Raw genomic sequence first — 22,955 nt, 5'->3', positions numbered from 1 at the left:
CCGGGGGAGGCGCGGGGGAGGCGGAACCCCGCGCAACTGAACCAAGGCCCATGTCCGCCACCGCTCACCCGACGTCCGAGAACCGGAGCACCATGAACCTCAACCTCACGTCCAAGACGGCAGTAGTCACCGGCGCCAGCCGCGGCATCGGCCTCGCCACCGTCCGAAGGCTCGTCACGGAGGGCGTCCGCGTCGTGGGTGCCGCGCGCACCATCACGCCCGAGCTGAAGGAGACCGGGGCGCTCACGGTGTCGGCCGACCTGAGCACGGCCGAAGGCGTCACCACGCTCATGACCGGCGCCCTCGCGGAGCTGGGCGGCATCGATCTGCTGGTGAACAACGTCGGGGCCGGCGACGACCTCCGCGCCGCCGGTTTCCTCGACACCGACGACGCGCAGTGGCTGCGCAACATGGACTTGAACCTGCTCAGCACCGTGCGGGCCAGCCGGGCCGCGCTGCCCAGCCTGATCGAGCGCCGCGGTGCGATGGTCAACGTCTCGTCCGTCTCCGCCCGGCAGCCCGGCGGCAGCCCGGTCGCCTACAGCGCGGCCAAGGCGGCGCTCACCGCGACGGGGAAGGCCATGGCCGAGGAGTTCGGCCCTCAGGGCGTACGGATCAACACCGTTTCTCCGGGCGTGGTCCGCACCTCCATCTGGGAGGCCCCCGACGGCTACGGCCACCAGGTCGCCGCCGAAGCCGGCAGCGAGCACGCCTCGTTCCTCCAGGGCATTCCGGAGACCTTCGGCCTCACCACGGGCCGCATCATCGAGGCCGACGAGGTCGCGGCCCTGATCGTGTTCCTGCTCTCCGACGTCGCGGGCAGCATCACGGGCGTCGACCACGTCATCGACGGCGGCGCGATCAAGGCGCTGTGACAGGCAGAACCTGAACAGCAGCCCAGATAGACCGATCACTGACAGAGGCCACGTCCACGGACGTGGCCTCTGTCAGTGATGGCGCGCGCCCACCCCCGCTTGGATCCGCCCTGCCACCAGGCTAGAATAATAGCGATTTCTATGTTTTCCTCCGCTGCGGCGTCACCGCCACCCCACGGGCCTGCCCGTCCAGGGCAACGGCACAGGCAGGACGAGCACACCTTCCAGGAAGGGTCACAGTGAAGCAGGAAAGGGCGGGCCGGACTCGCCGCGCACTGTTGAGAGCGGCCGCGAGCGAGTTCGACCGGCTCGGCTACTCCGGTTCGTCGCTCGCCCGGATAGCCCGAGCGGCGGAGATCTCGATGGGCGCGCTGACCTTCCACTTCGCCTCGAAGGGGGAACTGGCCGCCGCCGTCAGGGAAGACGGCGAAGCCGCCACCCGCGCACTCGTCGATCATGTGGCCGCGCGCCAGGAACGCCCCTTGCAGTCCGTGGTGTCACTGACGCTCGCCCTTGTGGAACTCCTGGAGCGCAACCCCTCGGTACGGGCCGCCGCCCGCCTGGCCCGGGAGGGTTCCGATGAGCAGCCCGCCTGGCAGTGCCTGTGGGCGCCGATGATCGGCGCGCGGCTGCGGGAGGCACCGGCCGAGAGCCTGCCCGGCGTGGATCGCACCGCGATCACGGACATGGCGGTGCACCTGGTCTGCGGGGTGGAAGCGACCCTCTGCCATCGTTGCCACCCCGACGCGCCGGGCAGCAACGTCACGATGCTCGCCCGCGTCTGGCGGCAGGCCCTTCCCGACGTGAGGTTGCCCGCGGGAGCCGACGGCGAAGCGGCGATCGCCGCACTCACCGCCGACGAACCCTGAACGAAGGCGGCCACGAACAACCCGCGCGACCGGTCACACGGCGCTGCATCCCCCGTCGACGGGCACTCCGGCTCCTGTGATGAAGGACGCCTGGTCACCGCAGAGCCAGGCGGCCGCCCTGGCCACCTCCAGCGGGTCGGCGAGACGGTGCTGGATGGCCCGGGCCACCGCGGCCTGCTCCAGCTGCGGCACCTGCTCCATGGCCGTCTCCATCAGCTCGGTGCGGGTGGCACCCACCATCAGGGCGTTGACTCGTATGCCGCGGTCGCCGTACTCGGCGGCGGCGGCCTTCGTCAGTCCGAGCACCGCGTGCTTGGCCGCCACGTAGGGGGCGATGGCGCCAGTCGCGAACGCACCCGCGGTACTGCAGGTGTTGACGATCGAGCCGCTCCCCTGGCGCAGCATCACCGGGATCTGGTGCTTGAGGCAGTTCCACACCCCCCGCACGTTCACGTCCATGATCTGCTGGAACACCGCGTCGTCCGTCTCGTGGATCGGCGTGCCGATGGAACCCCAGCCGGCGTTGTTGTACGCGGCGTCCAGCCGCCCGAACTCGTCGACCAGGGCGGTGACCGCCCGCTCGACGTCCTTCGGCTCGGTCACGTCCCCCGCCGTCACCAGGGCCCGGCCGCCCGCGGCCTCGATGTCATCGGCGAGCTCGCGCAGCCTGTCCTCGCGGCGGGCCATGAGCCCCACCGCCGCTCCCTGTTCGGCGAAGAGCCGCGCCGCCGCGGCGCCGATGCCGCTGGAAGCTCCCGTGATCATCACGGTCTTGTCCTGAAGCGGCCCGTGAGACGTGTCCATGGCATTACTCCTGTGGCTTGTGGTCACGCGAAACTCGAGACGTGATCGGCGGCCCACGTCCGATAGGTGGTGGCCGGCCGCCCCAGCAGCGCCTCAAGGTCGCCCTCGGTGCCGGCCGATGCATCGGCGGCCCGTCGCCCGGCCGCCTCCAGAAGGGCCTGCGCGAGAGGCTCGGGCAGCCGCTCGCGCCACCGCGCCAGCGCCTGATCAGGCGTCAGTTCCTCGAATCCCAGGGGGCGTCGGAGGACCTCGGACAGCTGCTCGGCCTGCTCCCGCGGCGTCAGGGGCTGCGGGCCCGTCAGCGCGTACGCCTCTCCCCCGTGGCCGGGCTCGGTGAGCGCCCGCACGGCCACATCGGCCACGTCGCGCGGATCGACGCACGCGGTACGAGCGTCGCCCCCGGGGCTCCTGACCATGGATTCCTTGCGGATCGAGGACGCCCAGGACAGCGTGTTGCTCATCGGCGAGCGCATGCGCAGAACCGTCCAGTCAAGGCCCGAGTCGCGCAGCAGCGCCTCGCTGTCACGGTTCCAGCGCGCGATCAGGTCGTTGGCGTCGGGGTCCGTCACGGCCGTCCAGGACAGCTTCACCGCTCGCCGTACCCCCTGTGACCATGCGGCCCGCAGGATGTTCTCGTCGTCCTTGGGCCGCAGCGGGTTGGCGGTCACCACGAAGACCGCGTCGGCCCCCGCAAGCACCTCCTCCAGACGCGCGAGGTCCTGGTAGTCACCCGTGACGATCTCGCCGGGCAGCTCCATCCGGGCCGCCTTGTCCGCGTCCCGCACCAACAGCCGGGCGCCGCCCCGCGACCCGAGGCCGCGGGCGACATGCCGGCCCACCGCACCCGTGGCACCGGTCACCACGATCTTCGGGCCTTCGCCCGCCCACTGCTTCATGACGCCACTCCCCGCTCCTTGCCGAACTGCAGCTTCTTGACGATTCCGGGGGGCGCGAGCGCGGGCAGCAGGCACTGCCAGGCTTCCTCGACCCGCTCGGGCAGGTCGCTGCGGGAGGTCTCCAGCTGCGCGTGCATCTGCGCTCCCGTACAGGCGCTGACGATGAGGCGGGCATACGCCTCGGCATCCACCCCGGCCCTCAACTCGCGCCGCTTCTGCGCGTCCTGGAAGTCCCGCAGGAGGATGCCCATCCACTGCTGGTGCGAGTTCTCGCTCTTGGGCACGAAGTGCTCCTGGTCCATCACCAGTCGGGCACCGGCCTGCAGGACGGGATTCTCGAGCAGTTGGTACGCCCAGGTCAGCGTGGTGTCGATGGCGTGCTGCAGGCCCTGCGAATCCTGCGGCGGCACCACGAGGTCGGGCTGGGCCGTGACGATCTCGCGCGCGAGTTCCTCCTTGGACTTGAAGTGGAAGTACACCGCCCCAAGCGTCAGCCCCGCCCTCTCCGCGATCCGCGCGACGCTGGCGCCGGCGAAGCCGTACTCCCCGAACACCTCGGCCGCCGCCCGGATGAGGGCGGCCCGCGTCCGCGCCGCCCTCTCCTGCTTCACCGCTCGCACCGCCATGTGCACCCCGCTGATCAGCTTCGACAAGAAAAATACTATTCTTTATCTTACTGCAGGCGGGGGGAGACGCAGTACTTCCCCATGCCTCAGTTCAGCACGCAGTTTCAGGGGAGAGAACTCGTCATGGCACTCACCGTCACCACCTCGGCGCCCGATTCGACAGCCACCAAGAAGCTGGTGCGCAAGTCCATCCAGGACGAAGCCCTGGTCACCGGCTGGCGCCCGGTCTCCGAGATGTGCCAGGTCGTCACCGCGCGCTGGCCGCACCAGCACAGCTTCTACACCGAAGGCGGCCGCTACAGTCCATTGCTGGTGACGGAGACGCTGCGCCAGGCACTCGCGCTGCTGACGCATGCCGCGCACGACATCCCTCTCGACCACCGCCTGGGCTGGGAGCAGATACGGTCCACCATCGACGCCGAGGCGCTTGGCACGGACGCGGGCCCCGCCGAGGTGGAGCTGCTCATCGTCCACACCCAGGTCAAGAGACGTCGACTGGGCTCGGTACAGCTGGCGTCCCACGTGGAGGCCAGCCGCGCGGGCAAGCCGCTGGGCACCGCCTCGCTGGAGTACACCACCCATCCCCCGGCCATCTACGACCGGCTGCGCGGCAACTACGCGGACGCCGCGAGCGCCTTCGCCCGGGCGATCCCGCTCACCCCTCCCGTGCCGGCCTCCCACGTCGGCCGCGGCGACTCGCGCAATGTTGTCCTGTCACCCACGAGCGAGCCGAACACCTGGCAGCTGCGCGTGGACACCTCGCACAGCGTGCTCTTCGACCACCCGCACGACCACATCCCCGGCATGGTGCTGCTTGAGGCCGCCGCCCAGGCGGCCCAGGCCGCGGCGATGCCGCGCGCGGTGGTGCCGGTCGCCTTCGACACGGCGTTCTTCCGGTACGTGGAGTTCGACCGGCCCTGCATGATCACGACGGAGCCCCTCACGCAGGACGGCGAGGGCCACATGTCCATCAAGGTCAACGCCCACCAGGGTGAACTGCCCGTGCTCTCCAGCACGGTGACACTCCAGGCTCAGCCGACGCGCTGACGGCGCGGGCAACGCGGACGGGCGGCACGGACAGCACGCGGGTGGTCCGCCCACCATGCCGCCCCGTCTGAGCCGCCCCGTCTGAGCCGCCGACTCGAACCGGCGGCTCAGACCTGAGGCAACGGGAGCGCCTGATCGGTAGCCGCTACACGTTGAAGCGGAACTCCACCACGTCCCCGTCCTGCATCACATACTCCTTGCCCTCCATACGCGCCTTGCCCGCCGCGCGCGCGTCGGCGACCGAGCCCGTCTCGACCAGGTCCGCGAAGGAGATGACCTCGGCCTTGATGAAGCCCTTCTGGAAGTCGGTGTGGATGACGCCGGCCGCCTCGGGGGCCGTGGCGCCCTTCGGGATCGTCCAGGCGCGGGACTCCTTGGGGCCTGCCGTGAGGTAGGTCTGGAGGCCGAGGGTGCGGAAGCCTACGTGGGCGAGCGTGGCCAGGCCGGGCTCTTCCTGGCCCACCGACTGGAGGAGCTCCAGGGCCTCGTCCTCGTCCAGCTCCACGAGCTCCGACTCCAGCTTGGCGTTGAGGAAGATCGCCTCCGCGGGGGCGACCAAGGCGCTCTGCTCGGCCTTGAACTCGTCGTCCGTCAGCTCGTCCTCGTCCACGTTGAAGACGTAGAGGAAGGGCTTCGTGGTGAGGAGGTGGAGGTCGTGGAGGAGCTCCTCCCGGCCTGAGCCCTGGACGATGCCCGCCGAGAAGAGGGTGTCGCCCTTCTCGAGGATCGCCTGGGCCTCCTCGACCGCCTTCACCTTGGGCGCCACGTCCTTCTTGATGCGCGATTCCTTCTGGAGGCGCGGGAGGACCTTCTCGATCGTCTGGAGGTCGGCGAGGATCAGCTCGGTGTTGATCGTCTCGATGTCGTCCTTGGGCGAGACCTTGCCGTCCACGTGCACGACGTTCTCGTCCTTGAAGGCGCGGATGACCTGGCAGATCGCGTCCGACTCGCGGATGTTCGCGAGGAACTTGTTGCCCAGGCCCTCGCCCTCGCTCGCGCCGCGCACGATGCCCGCGATGTCGACGAAGTCGACCGTCGCCGGGAGGATCTTCTGGGAGCTGAAGATTTCCGCCAGTTTTGTCAGGCGCGGGTCCGGGACGCCGACCACGCCGACATTCGGCTCGATCGTGGCGAACGGGTAGTTGGCCGCAAGGACGTCGTTCTTGGTCAGGGCGTTGAACAGGGTCGACTTGCCGACATTGGGCAGACCGACGATTCCGATCGTGAGCGACACGTTGCGACTTCCCGTACGTGGAGGCTGTGGGTGGACGGCCCGGAGGGCCGGAGCGACCGTAGGGCGATCCCCCAGTCTACGGCGTGCGGGCCCCGCCCTCGTCGGCGTATCGCTCTCGTATCGAACGCTTGGCCAAGGTCGGCCAAAGCGCGTGTCCCATGCCGGATTATCGGTACGGCTCGACCTAGGTTGGTCCGGTGGAGCAATCAAGGACGCGTCCCCCTCAGCCTCCGGCCCGGCCGCGACGCACCGCGCCCCTGCCCCCGCAGGGCAGCAGGTCCGCCCCATCGGCGGTGGTCTACCGCGCCGCGTCCCGGCCCCGCCGCCCCGTCCCGCCCTTCGTACGCAAAATGCGCGCGCTGCCGATCTACCGCAGGCTGCGCGCGATGCCCAATCCGCGTCTCACGGGACTCGGCAGCGGGCTGTTCTGTTCCGCGACGATGTTTCTGCTGGCCTGTCTGCTGTGGCTGCTCTTCGGCAGTTCGGCGGTCGCGTACGGCGTGCTCTTCCTGCCCGTGAGCGCGCTGACCGCGTTCTGGGTGCGGCCCGCCGACCTGGTGACCGCGCCGGTGGCCGTGCCGATCGCCTTCGCCGTCGGCCTTGTGCCCATCTCTGGCGGCAGTGGCGGTTTCAGCGGGCACTTCATGGGGCTGATCACCTCGCTCGCGCTGCATGCGGGCTGGCTGTACGGCGGGACGCTGATCGCCGGTCTAATCGTGACCGTGCGCAGGATCAAGCTCATGGCGAAGCGGCGGCGGGCTCGGCAGGCTGCCGCCGTTGCCGGGCCGCGGGGGCCCAAGCGGCGCATGCCCACCACCTGAGGACGCGCGAGGGAGCTACTCCAGCTACTCCTTCTCCGCCGCCGCCATCGCCGCTCCCACGATGCCCGCGTTGTTCTGCAGCTCCGCGGGGACCAGCTCCGCCCTGATGCCCTCGATCAGCGGCAGGAACTTGTGGGACTTGCGGCTCACTCCGCCGCCGATGATGAAGAGCTCGGGCGAGAAGAGCATCTCCACGTGCGCCAGATACTTCTGGACGCGGTGCGCCCAGTGCTCCCAGGTGAGGTCCTCGTCCTCCTTGGCCTTGGACGACGCACGCTTCTCCGCGTCGTGTCCGTGCAGCTCCAGGTGGCCGAGCTCGGTGTTCGGGACGAGGCGGCCACCGGTGAAGAGGGCGCTTCCGATGCCGGTGCCGAGGGTGAGCAGGATGACCGTGCCCGTGCGGCCGCGTCCCGCGCCGAAGTGCATCTCGGCGACGCCCGCCGCGTCCGCGTCGTTCAGGACGGTGACGGGGGCGCCGCCGAGCCGGTCCGCGACCAGGCTCTGGATATCCGTGCCGATCCAGCTCTTGTCCACGTTGGCCGCCGTGCGTGCGGTGCCGCCGGTGATCACGCCGGGGAACGTGGCGCCGATGGGGCCCGTCCAGCCGAAGTGCTCGACGACCTCACGCACCTTGTCGGCCACGCCGTCGGGCGTGGCCGGATGCGGTGTCAGTACTTTGTGCCGCTCTTGTGCCAGGTCTCCGCGGTCCAGGTCAACGGGAGCGCCCTTGATCCCGGATCCGCCGATGTCCACACCGAAGATCTGCATGAGACCGACGATACGGCCAGCACCTGGCCTCCGCGTTACTTCTGTGACAGCTCCGCGGCCTCCGCGCGCAGGTCACGGCGGAGCTCCTTCGGGAGCGAGAAGGTGATCGACTCGTCGGCCGTCTTCACCGTCTCCACGTCTCCGTAGCCCCGCTCGGCGAGCCACTCGATGACGCCTTCCACCAGGACGTCGGGAACGGAGGCACCCGAGGTGAGGCCGACCGTGGTCACGCCCTCCAGCCAGGCCTCGTCGATCTCCTCGGCGCCGTCGACCAGGTGCGACGCGGGTGCGCCCGCGTCGAGGGCGACCTCGACCATGCGGATCGAGTTCGACGAGTTCTTGGAGCCGACGACGATGACGAGCTCGGCGTCCTCCGCCAGCTTCTTCACCGCGATCTGGCGGTTCTGCGTGGCGTAGCAGATGTCGTCGCTCGGAGGGGAGATCAGGCCGGGGAACTTGGTCTTGAGGGCGTCGACCGTCTCCATGGTCTCGTCGACCGAGAGAGTGGTCTGGGAGAGCCAGACGACCTTGTCCGGGTCGCGGACCTCGACGTTCGCGACGTCCTCCGGGCCGTCGACCAGCGTGATGTGGTCGGGGGCCTCACCGGACGTACCGATGACTTCCTCGTGGCCCTCGTGGCCGATCAGGAGGATGTCGAAGTCGTCCTTGGCGAACCGGACGGCTTCCTTGTGGACCTTCGTGACCAGGGGGCACGTCGCGTCGATGGTGGCGAGTTTCCGCTCGGCGGCTTCCGCGTGGACCGTGGGCGCCACTCCGTGCGCGGAGAACATGACGATGGAGCCCTCCGGGACCTCTGCCGTCTGGTCGACGAAAATGGCGCCCTTCTTCTCCAGGGTCTGCACCACGTACTTGTTGTGAACGATCTCGTGGCGGACATAGATCGGGGCCCCGTACTGCTCAAGGGCCTTCTCGACGGCGATCACGGCACGGTCCACACCCGCGCAGTAGCCGCGGGGGGCGGCGAGCAGGACTCGGCGGGCAGGAGTCGAAGCAGTCATACCCACCATCGTAAGGCCGAGCCCAGCGCGTCAAAGATCGGCTTGTTGGGGAGACTGGGGGCCTGCGTTCACTTACGGAGGCACGATGTCCGGTAACTCCGACAACTCAGACACGACGGCCGGTGCCCACCCCGGCACCGCTGCCGAGGGCGACGGCCTCCGGCGCAGTCTCGGCTTCCGTGATCTTGTCGTCTACGGGTTGCTGTTCATCGCCCCGATGGCGCCGGTGGGAGTCTTCGGGACGCTCGACGCCAAGTCGCAGGGCGCCGTGGCGCTCGTCTACATCATCGCCACGATCGCGATGGCCTTCACCGCATTCAGCTACGCCCAGATGGTGAGGGTGGTCCCCCAGGCGGGCTCGGTCTTCGCCTACGCGCGCGTGGGGCTCGGCAACGGCCCCGGGTTCATCGCCGGGTGGATGGCGATGCTCGACTATCTCCTCATCCCCGCCGTCGCCTATCTCTTCTCCGGGATCGCGATGGAGGCCCTGGTGCCTTCCGTGTCCCGGTGGGTGTGGACGGCTATCGCGGTCCTGGTGACGACCGCGCTGAACCTGTGGGGGGTGCGGGCGGCGGCGCGGGTCGGGTTCCTCGTGCTCGCCATGGAGATCGTGGTCCTCCTCGTCTTCATGGTGTCGGCGATCGTCGTCCTGGTGCAGGACGGGGCGCAGCGGGACTGGCTTTCGCCGCTGAGCGGGGACGGCTCGCAGGGCGCCTTCGCGCTGGGCGCGGTGGTGGGGGCGGTGTCGGTGGCTGTGCTCTCGTATCTGGGCTTCGACGCGATCGCCTCGTTCGCGGAGGAGGTGACGGGGGGCTCGGCGAAGGTGGCGCGGGCGGTGCTGTTCTGTCTGGCGCTCGCCGGTGTGCTGTTCATCGCCCAGACGTATCTGGTGGCGCTCCTGGAGCCGGTGTCGTCGGCGCAGCTGGCCGCCGAGCCTGCCAAGCAGGGGTCCGCTTTCTACGATGCTGTCGACTCGGCGGTCGGGGACTGGCTCCATGACCTGGTGGCCGTCAGCAAGGCGATCGGTGCGGCGTTCGCCGCGCTGGCCGGGCAGGCGGCTGCGGGGCGGCTCCTTTTCGCCATGGGGCGTGACCGGCGGCTGCCGGGGGCCCTGTCGAAGACGGATTCCGGTACGCCTCGGCTCGCGTTGCTGTGCGCGGCTGTCGTGACGATGGTGGCCGCGGTGTGGGCGGCTCGGCGGGACGACGGGATGGATCACCTGGTGTCGGTGGTGAATGTCGGGGCTTTGACGGCGTTCGTGTTGCTCCACGCGAGCGTGGTGGGGTGGTTCGCGGTTCAGCGGCGTGGGGGGCCTGTCAGTTGGTGGCGGCACCTCTTGGTCCCCGTGCTGGGGGCGGCGATCACCATTGCCGTGATTGTTGAGGCCGCGGGTTCCGCGCAGGTGGTGGGGGCGATCTGGTTGGCCGTGGGGCTCGTCGTGCTCTTTGCCCAGCGGGCTCGACGTGGGGAGCCTTAGACCGCCGCTTCGTCTGGCCGCTGGCCCGGCGGGTGGCCTGGACCGCCGCTTCGTCTGGCCGCTGGCCCGGCGGGTGCCCTGGACCGCCGCTTCGCGGCGGATGTTTCCCGCCCGCCCACCCGATCACCCCGCGTCCGATCCTCATCGTAGGGACGATCAAGGCAGGCGCAGGCGGAGTGGGATGGGATGGAGTCTTGAGCGTCTGAGCGATGGCGGGCAGTCCGCTGCCCCTCGCCGAAATGGGAACCCGGTCGTGTCAGAGGGTGCCGATACGCTCGGCGCATGGCTTTGAATACGTCTGCGGATGCCCCGCTGCCCGTCGGTGAGGTGTCGCGGCTCATCGGTGGGTGGATCGATCGGCTCGGTGCCGTGTGGGTCGAGGGGCAGATCACCCAGCTGTCCCGCAGGCCCGGCGCCGGTGTCGTCTTCATGACGCTGCGCGACCCCTCGCACGACATCTCCGTCAGCGTCACCTGCTACCGCCAGGTGTTCGACGCCGTCGCGGACGTCGTCTCCGAGGGCGCCCGAGTCGTCGTCCACGCCAAGCCCGAGTGGTACGCACCCCGGGGGCAGCTGTCCCTGCGGGCCGTCGAGATAAAGCCCGTCGGCGTGGGCGAACTGCTCGCGCGGATCGAGCAGTTGAAGAAGAGCCTCGCCGGGGAGGGGCTCTTCGCGGCTGATCGGAAGAAGGCGCTGCCTTTTCTGCCGCAGCTCATCGGGCTCGTCACCGGCCGCGCGTCCGCCGCCGAGCGGGACGTCCTGGAGAACGCCAGGCACCGCTGGCCCGCCGTCCGCTTCGAGGTGCGCAACGTCCCCGTCCAGGGCGTGCACGCCGTGCCGCAGGTCGTGCAGGCCGTGAAGGACCTGGACGCGCTCGACGCCGTGGACGTGATCATCGTGGCGCGGGGCGGCGGCAGCGTGGAGGATCTGCTGCCGTTCTCGGACGAGCAGCTCGTGCGGGCCGTCGCCTCCTGCCGTACGCCTGTGGTCTCCGCGATCGGGCACGAGCCGGACAACCCCCTGCTCGACTACGTGGCCGACCTGCGCGCCTCCACCCCGACCGACGCCGCCAAGAAGGTCGTGCCGGACGTCGGGGAGGAGTACGAGCGCGTGCGCTGGCTGCGGGACCGGGCCCGGCGCTGCATGGACGCCTTCCTCGACCGCGAGGACCGCGGTCTCGCGCACGCGCTTGCCCGCCCCTCCATGGAGAATCCGCACCGCATGATCGAGGAGCGCGAGGAGCAGGTCTCGGCGCTCGTCGACCGCAGCCGCCGCACGCTCGGACACCTCCTCGACCGCGCGGAGTCGGAGCTGACGCACACCCACGCGCGCGTGGTGGGCCTCTCCCCCGCCGCGACGCTCCAGCGGGGGTACGCGGTGCTGCAGAAGACGGACGGCGCCGTGGTGCGGGCCGCGGCAGAGGTGACCGCCGGCGAGGAGCTGCGGGCCCGGGTCGCCGAGGGCGAGTTCACCGTACGAGCCACGGAAGACGCACCGGCCGAGCATGCCGCACAAGCCGTACGAACCGACATTTAGGGTGGGGCACATGACCAGCAAGACGGACGAGGCCACGAGCCCGGCGGACGCACTCGGCTACGAGCAGGCGCGGGACGAGCTCATCGAGGTCGTACGCCGCCTGGAGACGGGCGGCACCACGCTCGAGGAGTCGCTCGCCCTGTGGGAGCGCGGCGAGGAGCTGGCGAAGATCTGCCGCCGCTGGCTGGACGGCGCCCGCGCACGCCTGGACGCGGCCCTCGCCGGGGAGGACGGGGACGCCGGCGACGCCGGCGACGCGGAAGGCGACGACGACGCCTGAGGCGCGGACGAGGCGGGTCCCCGGACGGCGACCCGCCCTGACCTGGTGCGTTGTGAAGCGGATCACCATGCGAGCGATTTGGTTGAAACTTAAACCGCAACGTCGTACGGTCGATCTCGCAAGCTGATCCACGCTCCACGCTCCACGCACGCAACGCACCGAGAAGGTTGATCCATGTCTCTCGTCCTTGACCCCGCCGCACAGGACCTGCTCTTCCGCGAGGCCCGCACCGCGAACTCCTTCACCGATGAGCCGGTCACCGACGAGCAGGTGCAGGCGATCTACGACCTGGTCAAGTTCGGCCCGACCGCCTTCAACCTGTCGTCGCTGCGGATCACGCTGGTCCGCTCCCCCGAGGCCCGCGAGCGCCTGGTCCAGCACATGGCCGAGGGCAACCAGCCGAAGACCGCGTCCGCCCCGCTCGTCGCGATCCTCTCCGCGGACAACGAGTTCCACGAGGAGCTGCCGGCGCTGTTCCCGCACTTCCCGCAGGCCAAGGACGTGTTCTTCTCCGAGCGCCCGGCCCGCGAAGGTGCCGCGCACCTCAACGCCGCGCTGCAGGCCGCCTACTTCATCATCGGCGTGCGCGCCGCGGGCCTGGCCGCGGGCCCGATGACCGGCTTCGACGCCGCCGCCGTCCAGAAGGAGTTCCTGGACGGCGACCACACCCCGCTGATGGTCGTCAACATCGGCAAGCCGGCCGAGAACGCCTGGTTCCCGCGCTCCCCGCGCCTCGAGATCGACCAGGTCGTCGAGACCGTCTGAGGCCGAGGCAGCAAGAGAGGCAGCAAGAACCGCAAAGAACCGCACACGAAGAGGGCCCCCGGCGCTTACCCGCCGGGGGCCCTCTTCGTACGTATGTCAGGAACGAGCCGTCAGGAACGGGCCGTCAGGACGTCTTCAGCGCCTGCGCCATCTCCGTCAGCTGACCGAACGACGCCGTGCCCGCGACCACCGTCGTCGCGCCCTTGTCCTCGCGCACCAGGGCGTCGTACGTCTGTCCCTCGTAGCGGTGCCAGGTCTGGCCGCCGATCTTCTCGGTGGCCTTCGTCCGCACGGCCCGCTGCGTGGCCTCTTCGATGAACTTGACCGGCTTGGCCGTGGACTGCTTGACCGCGACGTACTCACCGGACGGGTCGAGGAAACCCAGGTGCCAGCTGTCGCCCGCGGCGCCGTCGAACCGCACCGACGTCGGCTTCCACGCCTTGGCCAGGCCCTCGGGGGCCACCACCGGATATGCCGCCGCCCGGCGCGCGGTCAGCAGCTCCACGCGGTAGTCGACCCGCTTGACGGGGCTCTTGGAGTCGTCGTGCGGGATGAAGATGTAGATCGCGCCGGCGACGAGAGAGATCACCGCCATCGACCACAGCATGTTCCGTACGGTCTGCTTGCCTTGTCTGCCTGCCACGCACCCATGTTCTCAGGCCCCGGACACGGCTCTTCCCCCGGTACTCCCCAAGCGGTCACCCGCGCGCCCGATCCGCTCATGCGTGGGGCCCTCTGCTCATTTTGTCGACCTGCGGATAGAGTCGTGCCACACCCTCATCCGGCCGTCGTCGTATCAGCAGAAAGGTGCGCTCCGATGACCGAGCATCATCTCCCCTCCGAGCTCGAAGTCTCTCCCGAGGCTCCCGACCGCAACCTCGCCCTGGAGCTCGTCCGGGTCACCGAGGCCGCCGCCATGGCCGCGGGCCGCTGGGTCGGCCGCGGCGACAAGATCGGCGCCGACGGCGCCGCTGTCAGGGCCATGCGCACCCTCGTCTCCACCGTCTCGATGAACGGCATCGTCGTCATCGGTGAGGGCGAGAAGGACGAGGCCCCGATGCTCTTCAACGGAGAGCGCATCGGTGACAGCACCGGTGCCGAGGTCGACATCGCCGTCGACCCGATCGACGGCACGACCCTCTGCGCGAAGGGGATGCCGAACGCCATCGCCGTGCTCGCCGCCGCCGACCGCGGAGCCATGTTCGACCCGTCCGCGGTCTTCTACATGGACAAGCTGGTCACGGGCCCGGAAGCCGCCGACTACGTCGACATCAACGCCCCGGCATCCGTCAACATCCGCCGCGTCGCCAGGGCCAAGGGCCGTTCCCCCGAGGACGTCACGGTCATGATCCTCGACCGCCCCCGTCACGAGGGCATCGTCAAGGAGATCCGCGAGACCGGCGCGCGCATCAAGTTCATCTCGGACGGTGACGTCGCAGGATCGATCATGGCCGTGCGCGAAGGCACCGGCGTCGACATGCTCATGGGCATCGGCGGCACCCCCGAAGGCATCATCTCGGCCTGCGCGATCAAGTGCCTGGGCGGCGTGATCCAGGGCAAGCTGTGGCCGAAGGACGACGCGGAGCGCCAGCGCGCGCTCGACGCGGGCCATGACCTGGACCGCACGCTGTCGACGACCGACCTGGTCCGCGGGGACAACGTCTTCTTCGTCGCGACCGGCATCACGGACGGCGAACTGCTCCAGGGCGTGCGCTACGCCGCGGAGACGGCCTCGACCTCGTCCCTGGTCATGCGCTCCAAGTCGGGCACGATCCGCAAGATCGACTCGGACCACCGGCTCGCGAAGCTGCGCGCCTACAGCGCCATCGACTTCGACCGCGCGAAGTAGCACACCGGAGGGGGCGCCCCGTGCGGGGGACGCCCCCTTCGGCGTGCGGACATACGGACCGCTATCCGGCGGCGGCTATCGGGCCCGTGGTCGTGTGAGCGGCCTTCTTGAGCTCCACCTCGCGCCGGCGCCGCCTGGCGAGCACCACGCGGCGCTCCGCGGCCGTGAGGCCGCCCCAGACGCCGTACGGCTCGGGTTGGAGCAGGGCGTGCTCCCTGCACTCGACCATCACGGGACAGCGGGCGCAGACGCGCTTCGCGGCCTCCTCCCGGGACAGGCGTGAGGCGGTCGGCTCCTTGGACGGGGCGAAGAACAGCCCGGCCTCGTCTCGCCGGCACACCGCCTCGGTGTGCCATGGGGAGTCCTGATTCCGATCGCGCACTGGTTCCCGCTGGGCCGGAACAGCGGCGACCTGCAGGGACTGATGCGACGGCTGCAGCACGGGTCTACTCCTGACGACGGCTTCGCGAGCGAGAGACGATGCAGCAAGCTCTACCCGCTGTGCATGCGCCTATGCACTGAGTTCCGATGTACGGAAGTTCACGCCGTCAGTGGCCGGATGCGCCCCTCAGTGGCCGAGATGTTTGCGCAACTGCTTGTGCAGGTCCCGGACGAGTTTGCCCCGCTTGGGCTTCGCCTCGATGTGGCCCAGGATCGCGAAGCCGTCGACGAAGACGACCGGGGCGTCCCGCTCGGCCGAGTCGAGCGTCTCCACCTCGAAGTTGCCCAGCACGCCGGTGCCGTTGCCCCGCAGCGAGACATTCTCCGGGACGCGGATCTCGACGCTGCCGAAGACGGAGATCGCCTTGATGACGACCTGGCGCTGCTCGAAGATCGCCTCGCTGAGGTCGATCTCCACGCTGCCGAAGATGGCGTACGCGTGCGTGCGGCGGCCCACGCGCCAGCGGCCCTTGCGGACGGAGCTGCTGAAGACCGCGACCAGGTTCTCGTCGGCGACCGGGGGCACCACGCCGTCCGACGGCCGGGAGGGGGCGGGCTCGGGCGTCACTGTCGCGTGCGCCGCGCCGCCCGCCGCGGGCAAGTCGCTGACCAGCGGCTCCAGTTCGCCCATGGTCTTGGCGCGATAGACCCCGTCGATCCGCTCGCCGTGCTCCTCGGCGGTCAACCGGCCCTCGGCGAGCGCCTCGCGGAGGATGTCCGCCGTGCGGTCCCGGTCGGCGTCCGACGCGCGCAGGCCTGCGGGCCGCGGTTCCGGGTTGGTCTGCTGGGGGCGCTTCTCTAGGTCCACACCACTCAGCGTACCCAAACGCGATAGATCGCGACTACCCCTTGAGCCGCCCCGCTGAGCCTTACTGAGCCTTACCTCACAGGCCCGCCCGTCCGGTGGCGTTCTACGCTGGTTGGCGCGTCGCCAATGGAGGCCGCGCCGCTGTCTGCCGAGTGAGGAATGGCCGTAATGTCTGTTAGCCCCCGCCCACCCATCCCGGCGTTTGAGTACTCCGATCTGCTCCCGCTGGGAGAGGACACCACGCCGTACCGGCTGGTGACCTCCGAGGGTGTCTCCACTTTCGAGGCCGACGGGCGGACGTTCCTCAAGGTCGATCCCGAGGCGTTGCGCACGCTCGCCGCCGAGGCGATCCACGACATCCAGCACTATCTGCGGCCCGCGCACCTGGCCCAGCTGCGGCGCATCGTCGACGACCCGGAGGCGTCGGGCAACGACAAGTTCGTGGCGCTCGACCTGCTGAAGAACGCGAACATCGCGGCCGCGGGCGTGCTCCCCATGTGCCAGGACACCGGCACGGCCATCGTCATGGGCAAGCGCGGACAGAACGTCCTCACCGAAGGTGAGGACGAGAAGGCGCTCTCGCACGGCATCTACGACGCGTACACGAAGCTGAACCTGCGCTACTCGCAGATGGCCCCGCTGAACATGTGGGAGGAGAAGAACACCGGCTCCAACCTCCCGGCCCAGATCGAGCTGTACGCGACCGACGGCGGCGCCTACAAGTTCCTCTTCATGGCCAAGGGCGGCGGCTCTGCCAACAAGTCGTTCCTCTACCAGGAGACGAAGGCCGTCCTGAACGAGGCCTCCATGATGAAGTTCCTGGAGGAGAAGATCCGCTCGCTCGGCACGGCCGCCTGCCCGCCGTACCACCTGGCGATCGTCGTCGGCGGCACCAGCGCCGAGTTCGCCCTGAAGACCGCGAAGTACGCCTCCGCGCACTACCTGGACGAGCTGCCCGCCGAAGGCTCCCCGACCGGGCACGGCTTCCGGGACAAGGAGCTCGAGGAGAAGGTCTTCGAGCTGACGCAGAAGATCGGCATCGGCGCGCAGTTCGGCGGCAAGTACTTCTGCCACGACGTCCGCGTGGTGCGCCTGCCGCGCCACGGCGCCTCGCTGCCCGTCGCCATCGCCGTCTCCTGCTCGGCCGACCGCCAGGCCACCGCGAAGATCACCGCCGATGGCGTCTTCCTCGAGCAGCTGGAGACGGACCCGGCGCGCTTCCTCCCCGACACCACGGACGAGGCCCTCAACGACGACGACGCGGCCTCCGACGTCGTGAAGATCGACCTGAACCAGCCCATGGACACGATCCTCGCCGAGCTCACCAAGTACCCGGTGAAGACCCGCCTCTCGCTCACCGGCCCGCTGGTCGTGGCCCGCGACATCGCGCACGCCAAGATCAAGGAGCGGCTCGACGCGGGCGAGGAGATGCCGCAGTACCTGAAGGACCACCCGGTGTACTACGCGGGCCCGGCGAAGACCCCCGAGGGTTACGCGTCCGGCTCCTTCGGCCCGACCACGGCCGGCCGGATGGACTCCTACGTAGAGCAGTTCCAGGCGGCGGGCGGCTCCAAGGTCATGCTCGCCAAGGGCAACCGCTCCAAACAGGTCACCGACGCGTGCGACGCGCACGGCGGCTTCTACCTCGGCTCGATCGGCGGCCCGGCCGCGCGCCTCGCGCAGGACTGCATCAAGAAGGTCGAGGTCGTCGAGTACGAGGAGCTCGGCATGGAGGCGGTCTGGAAGATCGAGGTCGAGGACTTCCCGGCCTTCATCGTCGTCGACGACAAGGGCAACGACTTCTTCCAGAACCCGGCCCCGGAGCCGACGTTCACGTCCATCCCGGTGCGCGGGCCCGGACTGGCGTAGCTCTACGGAGGGGCCCTCTTCGCGAAGAGGGCCCCTCCGTAGACCTCAGGCGTAGACCTCAGGCGTAGACCTCAGGCGAACCGCTGGTTCGCCGCCCCCGTGCACTTCTGGAGCCGCAGCGGCTCCTTGGCCCCCGCCAGGGTCAGGCAGAGGCCGCTGTCGGCGGCCGGACGCAGGGTCCCGGACTCGCGTACGAACTTCTGGTTGGCGCCGCCATGGCAGTTCCACAGCGTGACGGCGGTGCCTTCCGCAGCAGTGCCCGGCACGTCGAGGCAGCGGTCCTGGGTCAGGCCCGTGTGCAGCGACCGCTGCCCCGCGTCGTACCACCACGTCTGGTTGCGGTTGCCCGTGCAGTCCCAGCCCTGCACCTTGGTGCCGTTACGGCTCTTCGACGCGTCGACGTCCACGCACGTCCCCGTGCCCTGGTTCTTCAGCGGCTTGTACGCGTCGCCCCACCCGCCCTGGTAGAGCTTCGGGCTGCCCGTGCTCGCCGGGTCCGCGCAACCGCCCTCGCTCCAGCCGGAGTTGTAGAGCTGCGTCAGGCAGGAGGCGAAGGCCGCGTGGCCGCGGGCGTTGGGGTGGAAGGACTGGCGGACCGAATTGGAGTCCGGCGGGAACGGGTTGGAGAGGTCCACGTAGAGACCGCGCGCCCAGGTGTCCTCCATGCAGACCTCATGGCCGTGGAAGAGGCGGGAGTTGTCGAGGTAGGTCGCGCCCGCGTTCTTCGCCGCCTTGCGCATGCCGGTCTCGAAGGTCGGTACGGCGTAGTTGCGGCCCCACTCGGTGTCGGAGTCGTAGCCGAGACCGCCGCAGGCCAGCTTGCCCGGGAACTTGGGGTTGTCCCGGAAGTCGGGGCCGATCGGGCTCGGGTAGCCCATGGCGACCAACTTGTAGTCGTCGCCCGCGTATCCCGCGTCCTTCATGACGGTCTTCAGGTCGCGGATGGACTGCTCGACCTTGGGCACGAGGGCGTCCACGCGCGCCTGCCAGCCGTCGTTGTACTTGCCCGCGCAGGCGCCCTGGCTGAGCAGAAAGCGCGTCACGCAGTCCGTCATCACCGGGGCGAACTGAAGGTCGTCGTTGGCGCCGATGACCAGCAGAATCGTCTTGATCTTGGTGTTGCGCGCCTTGATGGCGAGACTGTCGCTCTGCACCAGCTCGTCGGCGTACTGCTTCTGGCCGCCGATCTTGATGTTGACGGTCTGCGCTCCCGAGCAGGCCACGTTGTACGTGACGTCCGCGGGGATGCCGGTGCGGTGGATGGCGGCGTCCGGGGAGCGGTGGCACCAGTTGTCGGGGCCGTCGGTGCCGGGTTCGTACGTTCCGACCCCCTCCCCCGAGATCTCGCTGTCGCCGAGCGAGATGAGCCCGGTCTTGCGGTCGGCGAGCGGGCGCTCGGCCGGGTCGCCGTAGAGCTTGGTGGCCTCGTCCGCCCGGATCTTCTCCAGTTCGGGCGGCAGGGGCGCGGACGCCGGCGCCGCCCCGTTCTTGTCCTCGGCGGCCTGGGCCGGCACGGCGGCTGCCGTGCCCAGCACTGCCGCCATCGCCACGGCCGCCGCGAACGTACATCGCAGCCTGCTCTGGCGGTCGCGTCTGATGCGCTTCATTGCGCCTCCCCGGTTTGGTGTTACCCACGGTTTTTACTGGTGAGTAAGAGCCTTGGGAATACCTAGAACAAGACAAGTGCTCAACTTTTCAGCGAGGTCTGACGGAGAGGTAGGTTCGAGGCATGACCAGCGACGCCAGCTCAAGCGACAGCGGTGAGTACCGGATCGAGCACGACTCCATGGGCGAGGTACGGGTCCCCGCCCACGCCAAGTGGCGGGCGCAGACGCAGCGGGCGGTGGAGAACTTCCCCATCTCCGGGCAGCGCCTTGAGCGCGCGCACATCGCCGCGCTCGCCCGGATCAAGGCGGCCGCCGCGAAGGTCAACGCGGACCTCGGGGTGCTCGACAAGGACGTCGCGGCGGCGATCGCGGACGCGGCGGGCGAAGTGGCCGAAGGACGCTGGGACGAGCACTTCCCCGTGGACGTCTTCCAGACGGGGTCGGGCACGTCGTCCAACATGAACACGAACGAAGTGCTCGCGACGCTGGCCTCGGAGCGCCTCGGCCGCGACGTCCACCCGAACGACCATGTGAACGCCTCCCAGTCCTCGAACGACGTCTTCCCCTCCTCGATCCACATCGCGGCCACGGGCGCCGTGACGCAGGACCTCATCCCGGCGCTCGACCATCTGGCAGCCGCGCTCGAGCGAAAGTCCGCGGAGTTCGCCGACGTGGTGAAGTCCGGGCGCACGCACCTGATGGACGCGACGCCCGTGACGCTCGGCCAGGAGTTCGGCGGATACGCGGCGCAGGTGCGCTACGGCGTGGAGCGGCTCCGGGCCTCGCTGCCGCGCCTTGCCGAACTGCCGCTCGGCGGCACCGCGGTGGGCACCGGCATCAACACACCGCCCGGCTTCTCGGCGGCCGTGATCGACGAGGTGGCGCGGACCACGGGACTTCCGCTGACCGAGGCCAGGGACCACTTCGAGGCGCAGGGCGCGCGGGACGGGATCGTCGAGACCAGCGGGCAGTTGCGGACGATCGGCGTCGGCCTCACGAAGATCGCCAACGATCTGCGCTGGATGGCCTCAGGGCCACGGACCGGTCTCGCCGAGATCAACCTGCCCGATCTGCAGCCCGGCTCATCGATCATGCCGGGAAAGGTGAATCCGGTCGTCCCGGAGGCGGTCTTGATGGTCGCCGCGCAAGTCACCGGCAATGACGCGACGGTCGCCGCGGCCGGGGCCGCCGGCAATTTCGAGCTGAACGTGATGCTGCCGGTCATCGCCAAGAACGTCCTGGAGTCCGTGCGGCTCCTCGCCAATGTGTCGCGGCTGCTCGCCGACACGACGGTGGACGGAATCACCGCGAATGTCGAACGGGCCCGCGAGTACGCCGAGTCCTCGCCTTCTGTCGTCACTCCGCTGAACAAGTACATCGGATACGAGGAGGCGGCGAAGGTCGCCAAGAAGTCGCTGGCCGAACGGAAGACCATCCGCGAGGTCGTACTCGAAGGCGGGTACGTCGAGCGGGGCGAGCTCTCGCTGACGCAGTTGGACGAGGCACTGGACGTGCTGCGGATGACGCGGCCGTAGCCCGGCCGCGGAAACGTTCGCGGAGCATTTCCCTTTACGCCCGGACAGGTTCTGAGGAGCCTGTCCGGGCGCCTACTAATATCTCCGCATGACAGACCTCACCACGCCGCCAACGACGAGCAGCGAAGCAGCACGCTGGGCCCCCGGCTCCCATGTGCTGTGGCGGTACAAGGAGAACGCCGGGAATCGGATCCACATCTGCCGGCCCGTCACGGTCGTGCGGGACACCGAAGAACTGCTCGCCGTGTGGATGGCCCCCGGGACCGAGTGCGTCAAGCCCGTGCTCGCCGACGGGACGCCGGTTCACCATGAGCCCCTCGCCACCCGTTACACCAAGCCCCGCGCCGTCCGCAGGGACCGCTGGTTCGGTACCGGCGTGCTGAAGTTGGCACGGCCCGCCGAGCCGTGGTCGGTGTGGTTGTTCTGGGACCCGGGATGGCGGTTCAAGAACTGGTACGTGAATCTTGAGGAGCCGCGCGCCCGTTGGGCCGGAGGCATCGATTCCGAGGATCACTTTCTGGACATCTCTGTGCGGCCTGACCGGACTTGGCAGTGGCACGACGAGGACGAGTTCGCCCAGGCTCAGCGCGCCGGTCTGATGGGAGCCGGAAAAGCGCAGGAAGTGCGGGCCGCCGGGTACGCGGCCGTCGATGTGATCCGCTCCTGGGGACCGCCCTTTTCGGACAACTGGCAACACTGGCGCCCCGATCCGGACTGGACGATTCCACCCCTTCCGGATGACTGGGACCGCACTCCCACGCATGTGACGTCATGAGACCCTTGATGCGCCCCCATGGTTCAAACGTAGGATCGTCCTCCGCAAGGGCGCACAGCAGCAACTCAGCCGCAACTCCCTGAGCTTGCGCGTTGCCTGACAGGATGTCATCGAAGGGCGGCAGAACGTGAGCGAGGCGAGCGAGTTCGACAGGTACGGCGGGCCATCCGGCACGCTGCCCGACCGGACGGGGCAGGCCGAGGCCTTCGACGCCATCGGTCAGCACTACGACGACGCCTTCCCGCACAAGGACGGCCAGCTGGCCGCCGGGCGCAGGCTCGCCGACGCGCTGGCCCCCGGGTCGCGGGTTCTCGACCTGGGGTGCGGCACCGGGCTTCCGACCGCCCGTCAGCTCGCCGACGCCGGGCACTCGGTCCTCGGCATCGATCTCTCCTCCGGCATGCTCGATCTCGCCAGGAAGAACGTGCCCGCGCAGAACGCCGAGTTCCGGCAGCTCGACGTGGCGGCGCTGCGGGCCGAAGGACCGGACGGCGTGGGGCAGTTCGACGGGATCGCCGCTTTCTTCGCGCTTCTGATGCTGCCGCGCGACGAGATCCCGTACGCTCTGCGGCTGCTGCACGGACTGCTGCGCCCCGGTGGTCTGCTCGCGCTCTCCATGGTCGAGGCCGACCTGGATGACGCGGGAATTCCGTTCCTGGGGCACACAATCCGGGTATCCGGTTACCTGCGGGGCGAACTGCGGCAGGTCGTACGTGACGCGGGCTTCGACATCATCGATGAGGACACGTACTCCTACGCCCCGGCGAGTACCGAAGTACCACCCGAGCACCAGCTCTTCCTGCACTGCCGACGCGGCTGACCAAAGTAGCCACCGGACACCAAGGCGCAGCCCCGGACGGACGGATTCGAAACGCGTGACGGAGCACTCCATCCCCGACGAGGGCCGACAGCCCCGAGCTGCCCGGCCCGCCGCCCCCGCGGATCCCCGCGGGGCGCAGGCGCGTGCCCGGAAGGCGCGGGACACCCCGGGCGCGGCCGCTTTACCCGCACAGGCCCAGGCCCGTACGGGCGACGCCACCGCGAGCCCGAGCGA

Annotated in this window: 23 protein-coding genes; 13 read left to right on the top strand and 10 right to left on the bottom strand. The window is 69.5% G+C overall.

What is annotated here, in order from left to right:
* Positions 1–92: 92 nt before the first annotated feature.
* Both ABD378_RS21045 and ABD378_RS21040 read left to right on the top strand, forming a co-directional pair.
* Positions 93–875 (top strand): SDR family oxidoreductase, encoded by a 783-nt coding sequence (locus ABD378_RS21045; RefSeq protein WP_344522501.1) that lies wholly within the window; start codon positions 93–95, stop codon positions 873–875.
* A 239-nt stretch (positions 876–1,114) separates the two neighbouring features.
* The gene (locus ABD378_RS21040; RefSeq protein ID WP_344522480.1) at positions 1,115–1,744 is read left to right on the top strand and encodes a TetR family transcriptional regulator; all 630 of its coding nucleotides are present in this window, start codon (positions 1,115–1,117) and stop codon (positions 1,742–1,744) included.
* 33 nt (positions 1,745–1,777) lie between these two features.
* Here the strand turns inward: ABD378_RS21040 and ABD378_RS21035 are convergent, their stop codons facing one another.
* Genes ABD378_RS21035 through ABD378_RS21025 form a run of 3 tightly spaced genes read right to left on the bottom strand, consistent with a single transcriptional unit; the run spans position 1,778 to position 4,070 of the window.
* On the bottom strand, positions 1,778–2,548 hold the full coding sequence (locus ABD378_RS21035) for an SDR family NAD(P)-dependent oxidoreductase (protein WP_344522479.1): 771 nt from the start codon (positions 2,546–2,548) through the stop codon (positions 1,778–1,780).
* Between the two features lie 23 nt (positions 2,549–2,571).
* Positions 2,572–3,444, bottom strand: coding sequence for an NAD(P)H-binding protein (locus ABD378_RS21030; RefSeq protein WP_344522478.1), 873 nt, complete (start codon positions 3,442–3,444; stop codon positions 2,572–2,574).
* The gene (locus ABD378_RS21025; RefSeq protein WP_344522500.1) at positions 3,441–4,070 is read right to left on the bottom strand and encodes a ScbR family autoregulator-binding transcription factor; all 630 of its coding nucleotides are present in this window, start codon (positions 4,068–4,070) and stop codon (positions 3,441–3,443) included. Before ABD378_RS21025 ends, ABD378_RS21030 begins: the two co-directional genes overlap by 4 nt.
* Before the next feature lie 123 nt (positions 4,071–4,193).
* Here ABD378_RS21025 and ABD378_RS21020 point away from each other — a divergent pair, with 123 nt between their 5' ends.
* Positions 4,194–5,117 (top strand): ScbA/BarX family gamma-butyrolactone biosynthesis protein, encoded by a 924-nt coding sequence (locus tag ABD378_RS21020; protein ID WP_344522477.1) that lies wholly within the window; start codon positions 4,194–4,196, stop codon positions 5,115–5,117.
* Between the two features lie 145 nt (positions 5,118–5,262).
* On the opposite strand, the gene ychF is transcribed toward ABD378_RS21020, so the two are convergent.
* On the bottom strand, positions 5,263–6,351 hold the full coding sequence (gene ychF, locus ABD378_RS21015; RefSeq protein ID WP_344522476.1) for a redox-regulated ATPase YchF: 1,089 nt from the start codon (positions 6,349–6,351) through the stop codon (positions 5,263–5,265).
* A 197-nt stretch (positions 6,352–6,548) separates the two neighbouring features.
* Here ychF and ABD378_RS21010 point away from each other — a divergent pair, with 197 nt between their 5' ends.
* Complete coding sequence (locus ABD378_RS21010) at positions 6,549–7,172, top strand: DUF6542 domain-containing protein (protein WP_344522475.1); 624 nt, start codon at positions 6,549–6,551, stop codon at positions 7,170–7,172.
* A 24-nt stretch (positions 7,173–7,196) separates the two neighbouring features.
* Here ABD378_RS21010 and ppgK read toward each other — a convergent pair whose 3' ends face one another.
* Both ppgK and ABD378_RS21000 read right to left on the bottom strand, forming a co-directional pair.
* The gene (ppgK, locus tag ABD378_RS21005) at positions 7,197–7,940 is read right to left on the bottom strand and encodes a polyphosphate--glucose phosphotransferase (RefSeq protein ID WP_344522474.1); all 744 of its coding nucleotides are present in this window, start codon (positions 7,938–7,940) and stop codon (positions 7,197–7,199) included.
* A 35-nt stretch (positions 7,941–7,975) separates the two neighbouring features.
* Positions 7,976–8,959, bottom strand: coding sequence for a 4-hydroxy-3-methylbut-2-enyl diphosphate reductase (locus ABD378_RS21000; protein ID WP_344522473.1), 984 nt, complete (start codon positions 8,957–8,959; stop codon positions 7,976–7,978).
* Positions 8,960–9,044: 85 nt separating this feature from the next.
* On the opposite strand from ABD378_RS21000, the gene ABD378_RS20995 reads away from it, so the two are divergent.
* The 4 genes from ABD378_RS20995 (at position 9,045) to ABD378_RS20980 (ending at position 13,017) form a co-directional block, all read left to right on the top strand.
* Entirely contained in the window at positions 9,045–10,436 is a 1,392-nt protein-coding gene (locus tag ABD378_RS20995; protein WP_344522472.1) for an APC family permease, read from the top strand.
* A 282-nt stretch (positions 10,437–10,718) separates the two neighbouring features.
* Positions 10,719–11,972, top strand: a complete 1,254-nt coding sequence (gene xseA / locus ABD378_RS20990; RefSeq protein WP_344522471.1) for an exodeoxyribonuclease VII large subunit — start codon at positions 10,719–10,721, stop codon at positions 11,970–11,972.
* Between the two features lie 10 nt (positions 11,973–11,982).
* A complete protein-coding gene (locus ABD378_RS20985; protein ID WP_344522470.1) occupies positions 11,983–12,252 on the top strand; it encodes an exodeoxyribonuclease VII small subunit in 270 nt (89 codons plus the stop codon).
* A 174-nt stretch (positions 12,253–12,426) separates the two neighbouring features.
* Complete coding sequence (locus ABD378_RS20980) at positions 12,427–13,017, top strand: malonic semialdehyde reductase (RefSeq protein ID WP_344522469.1); 591 nt, start codon at positions 12,427–12,429, stop codon at positions 13,015–13,017.
* Between the two features lie 124 nt (positions 13,018–13,141).
* Here the strand turns inward: ABD378_RS20980 and ABD378_RS20975 are convergent, their stop codons facing one another.
* The gene (locus ABD378_RS20975) at positions 13,142–13,660 is read right to left on the bottom strand and encodes a DUF4245 domain-containing protein (protein WP_344522468.1); all 519 of its coding nucleotides are present in this window, start codon (positions 13,658–13,660) and stop codon (positions 13,142–13,144) included.
* A 174-nt stretch (positions 13,661–13,834) separates the two neighbouring features.
* Between ABD378_RS20975 and glpX the strand changes: the two genes are divergently transcribed.
* Entirely contained in the window at positions 13,835–14,866 is a 1,032-nt protein-coding gene (gene glpX / locus ABD378_RS20970) for a class II fructose-bisphosphatase (protein WP_344522467.1), read from the top strand.
* Between the two features lie 61 nt (positions 14,867–14,927).
* Here glpX and ABD378_RS20965 read toward each other — a convergent pair whose 3' ends face one another.
* A complete protein-coding gene (locus ABD378_RS20965) occupies positions 14,928–15,308 on the bottom strand; it encodes a WhiB family transcriptional regulator (RefSeq protein WP_344522466.1) in 381 nt (126 codons plus the stop codon).
* Positions 15,309–15,434: 126 nt separating this feature from the next.
* Positions 15,435–16,115 (bottom strand): DUF1707 SHOCT-like domain-containing protein, encoded by a 681-nt coding sequence (locus ABD378_RS20960; protein WP_344522465.1) that lies wholly within the window; start codon positions 16,113–16,115, stop codon positions 15,435–15,437.
* Positions 16,116–16,307: 192 nt separating this feature from the next.
* Here ABD378_RS20960 and ABD378_RS20955 point away from each other — a divergent pair, with 192 nt between their 5' ends.
* Complete coding sequence (locus ABD378_RS20955; protein ID WP_344522499.1) at positions 16,308–17,984, top strand: fumarate hydratase; 1,677 nt, start codon at positions 16,308–16,310, stop codon at positions 17,982–17,984.
* 71 nt (positions 17,985–18,055) lie between these two features.
* Here the strand turns inward: ABD378_RS20955 and ABD378_RS20950 are convergent, their stop codons facing one another.
* The gene (locus ABD378_RS20950) at positions 18,056–19,591 is read right to left on the bottom strand and encodes a ricin-type beta-trefoil lectin domain protein (protein WP_344522464.1); all 1,536 of its coding nucleotides are present in this window, start codon (positions 19,589–19,591) and stop codon (positions 18,056–18,058) included.
* Positions 19,592–19,713: 122 nt separating this feature from the next.
* On the opposite strand from ABD378_RS20950, the gene ABD378_RS20945 reads away from it, so the two are divergent.
* The 3 genes from ABD378_RS20945 (at position 19,714) to ABD378_RS20935 (ending at position 22,721) form a co-directional block, all read left to right on the top strand.
* Positions 19,714–21,126, top strand: a complete 1,413-nt coding sequence (locus ABD378_RS20945) for a class II fumarate hydratase (RefSeq protein ID WP_344522463.1) — start codon at positions 19,714–19,716, stop codon at positions 21,124–21,126.
* A gap of 88 nt (positions 21,127–21,214) precedes the next feature.
* Positions 21,215–21,901, top strand: coding sequence for a cytidylyl-2-hydroxypropylphosphonate hydrolase (gene fomD, locus ABD378_RS20940; RefSeq protein ID WP_344522462.1), 687 nt, complete (start codon positions 21,215–21,217; stop codon positions 21,899–21,901).
* 127 nt (positions 21,902–22,028) lie between these two features.
* Positions 22,029–22,721, top strand: coding sequence for a class I SAM-dependent methyltransferase (locus ABD378_RS20935; protein WP_344522461.1), 693 nt, complete (start codon positions 22,029–22,031; stop codon positions 22,719–22,721).
* Positions 22,722–22,955 lie beyond the last annotated feature (234 nt).

Origin of the sequence: Streptomyces rectiviolaceus (assembly GCF_039533825.1) — a bacterium.
Lineage (GTDB): Bacteria > Actinomycetota > Actinomycetes > Streptomycetales > Streptomycetaceae > Streptomyces > Streptomyces rectiviolaceus.
This window is presented reverse-complemented; position numbering and strand designations above follow the sequence as displayed.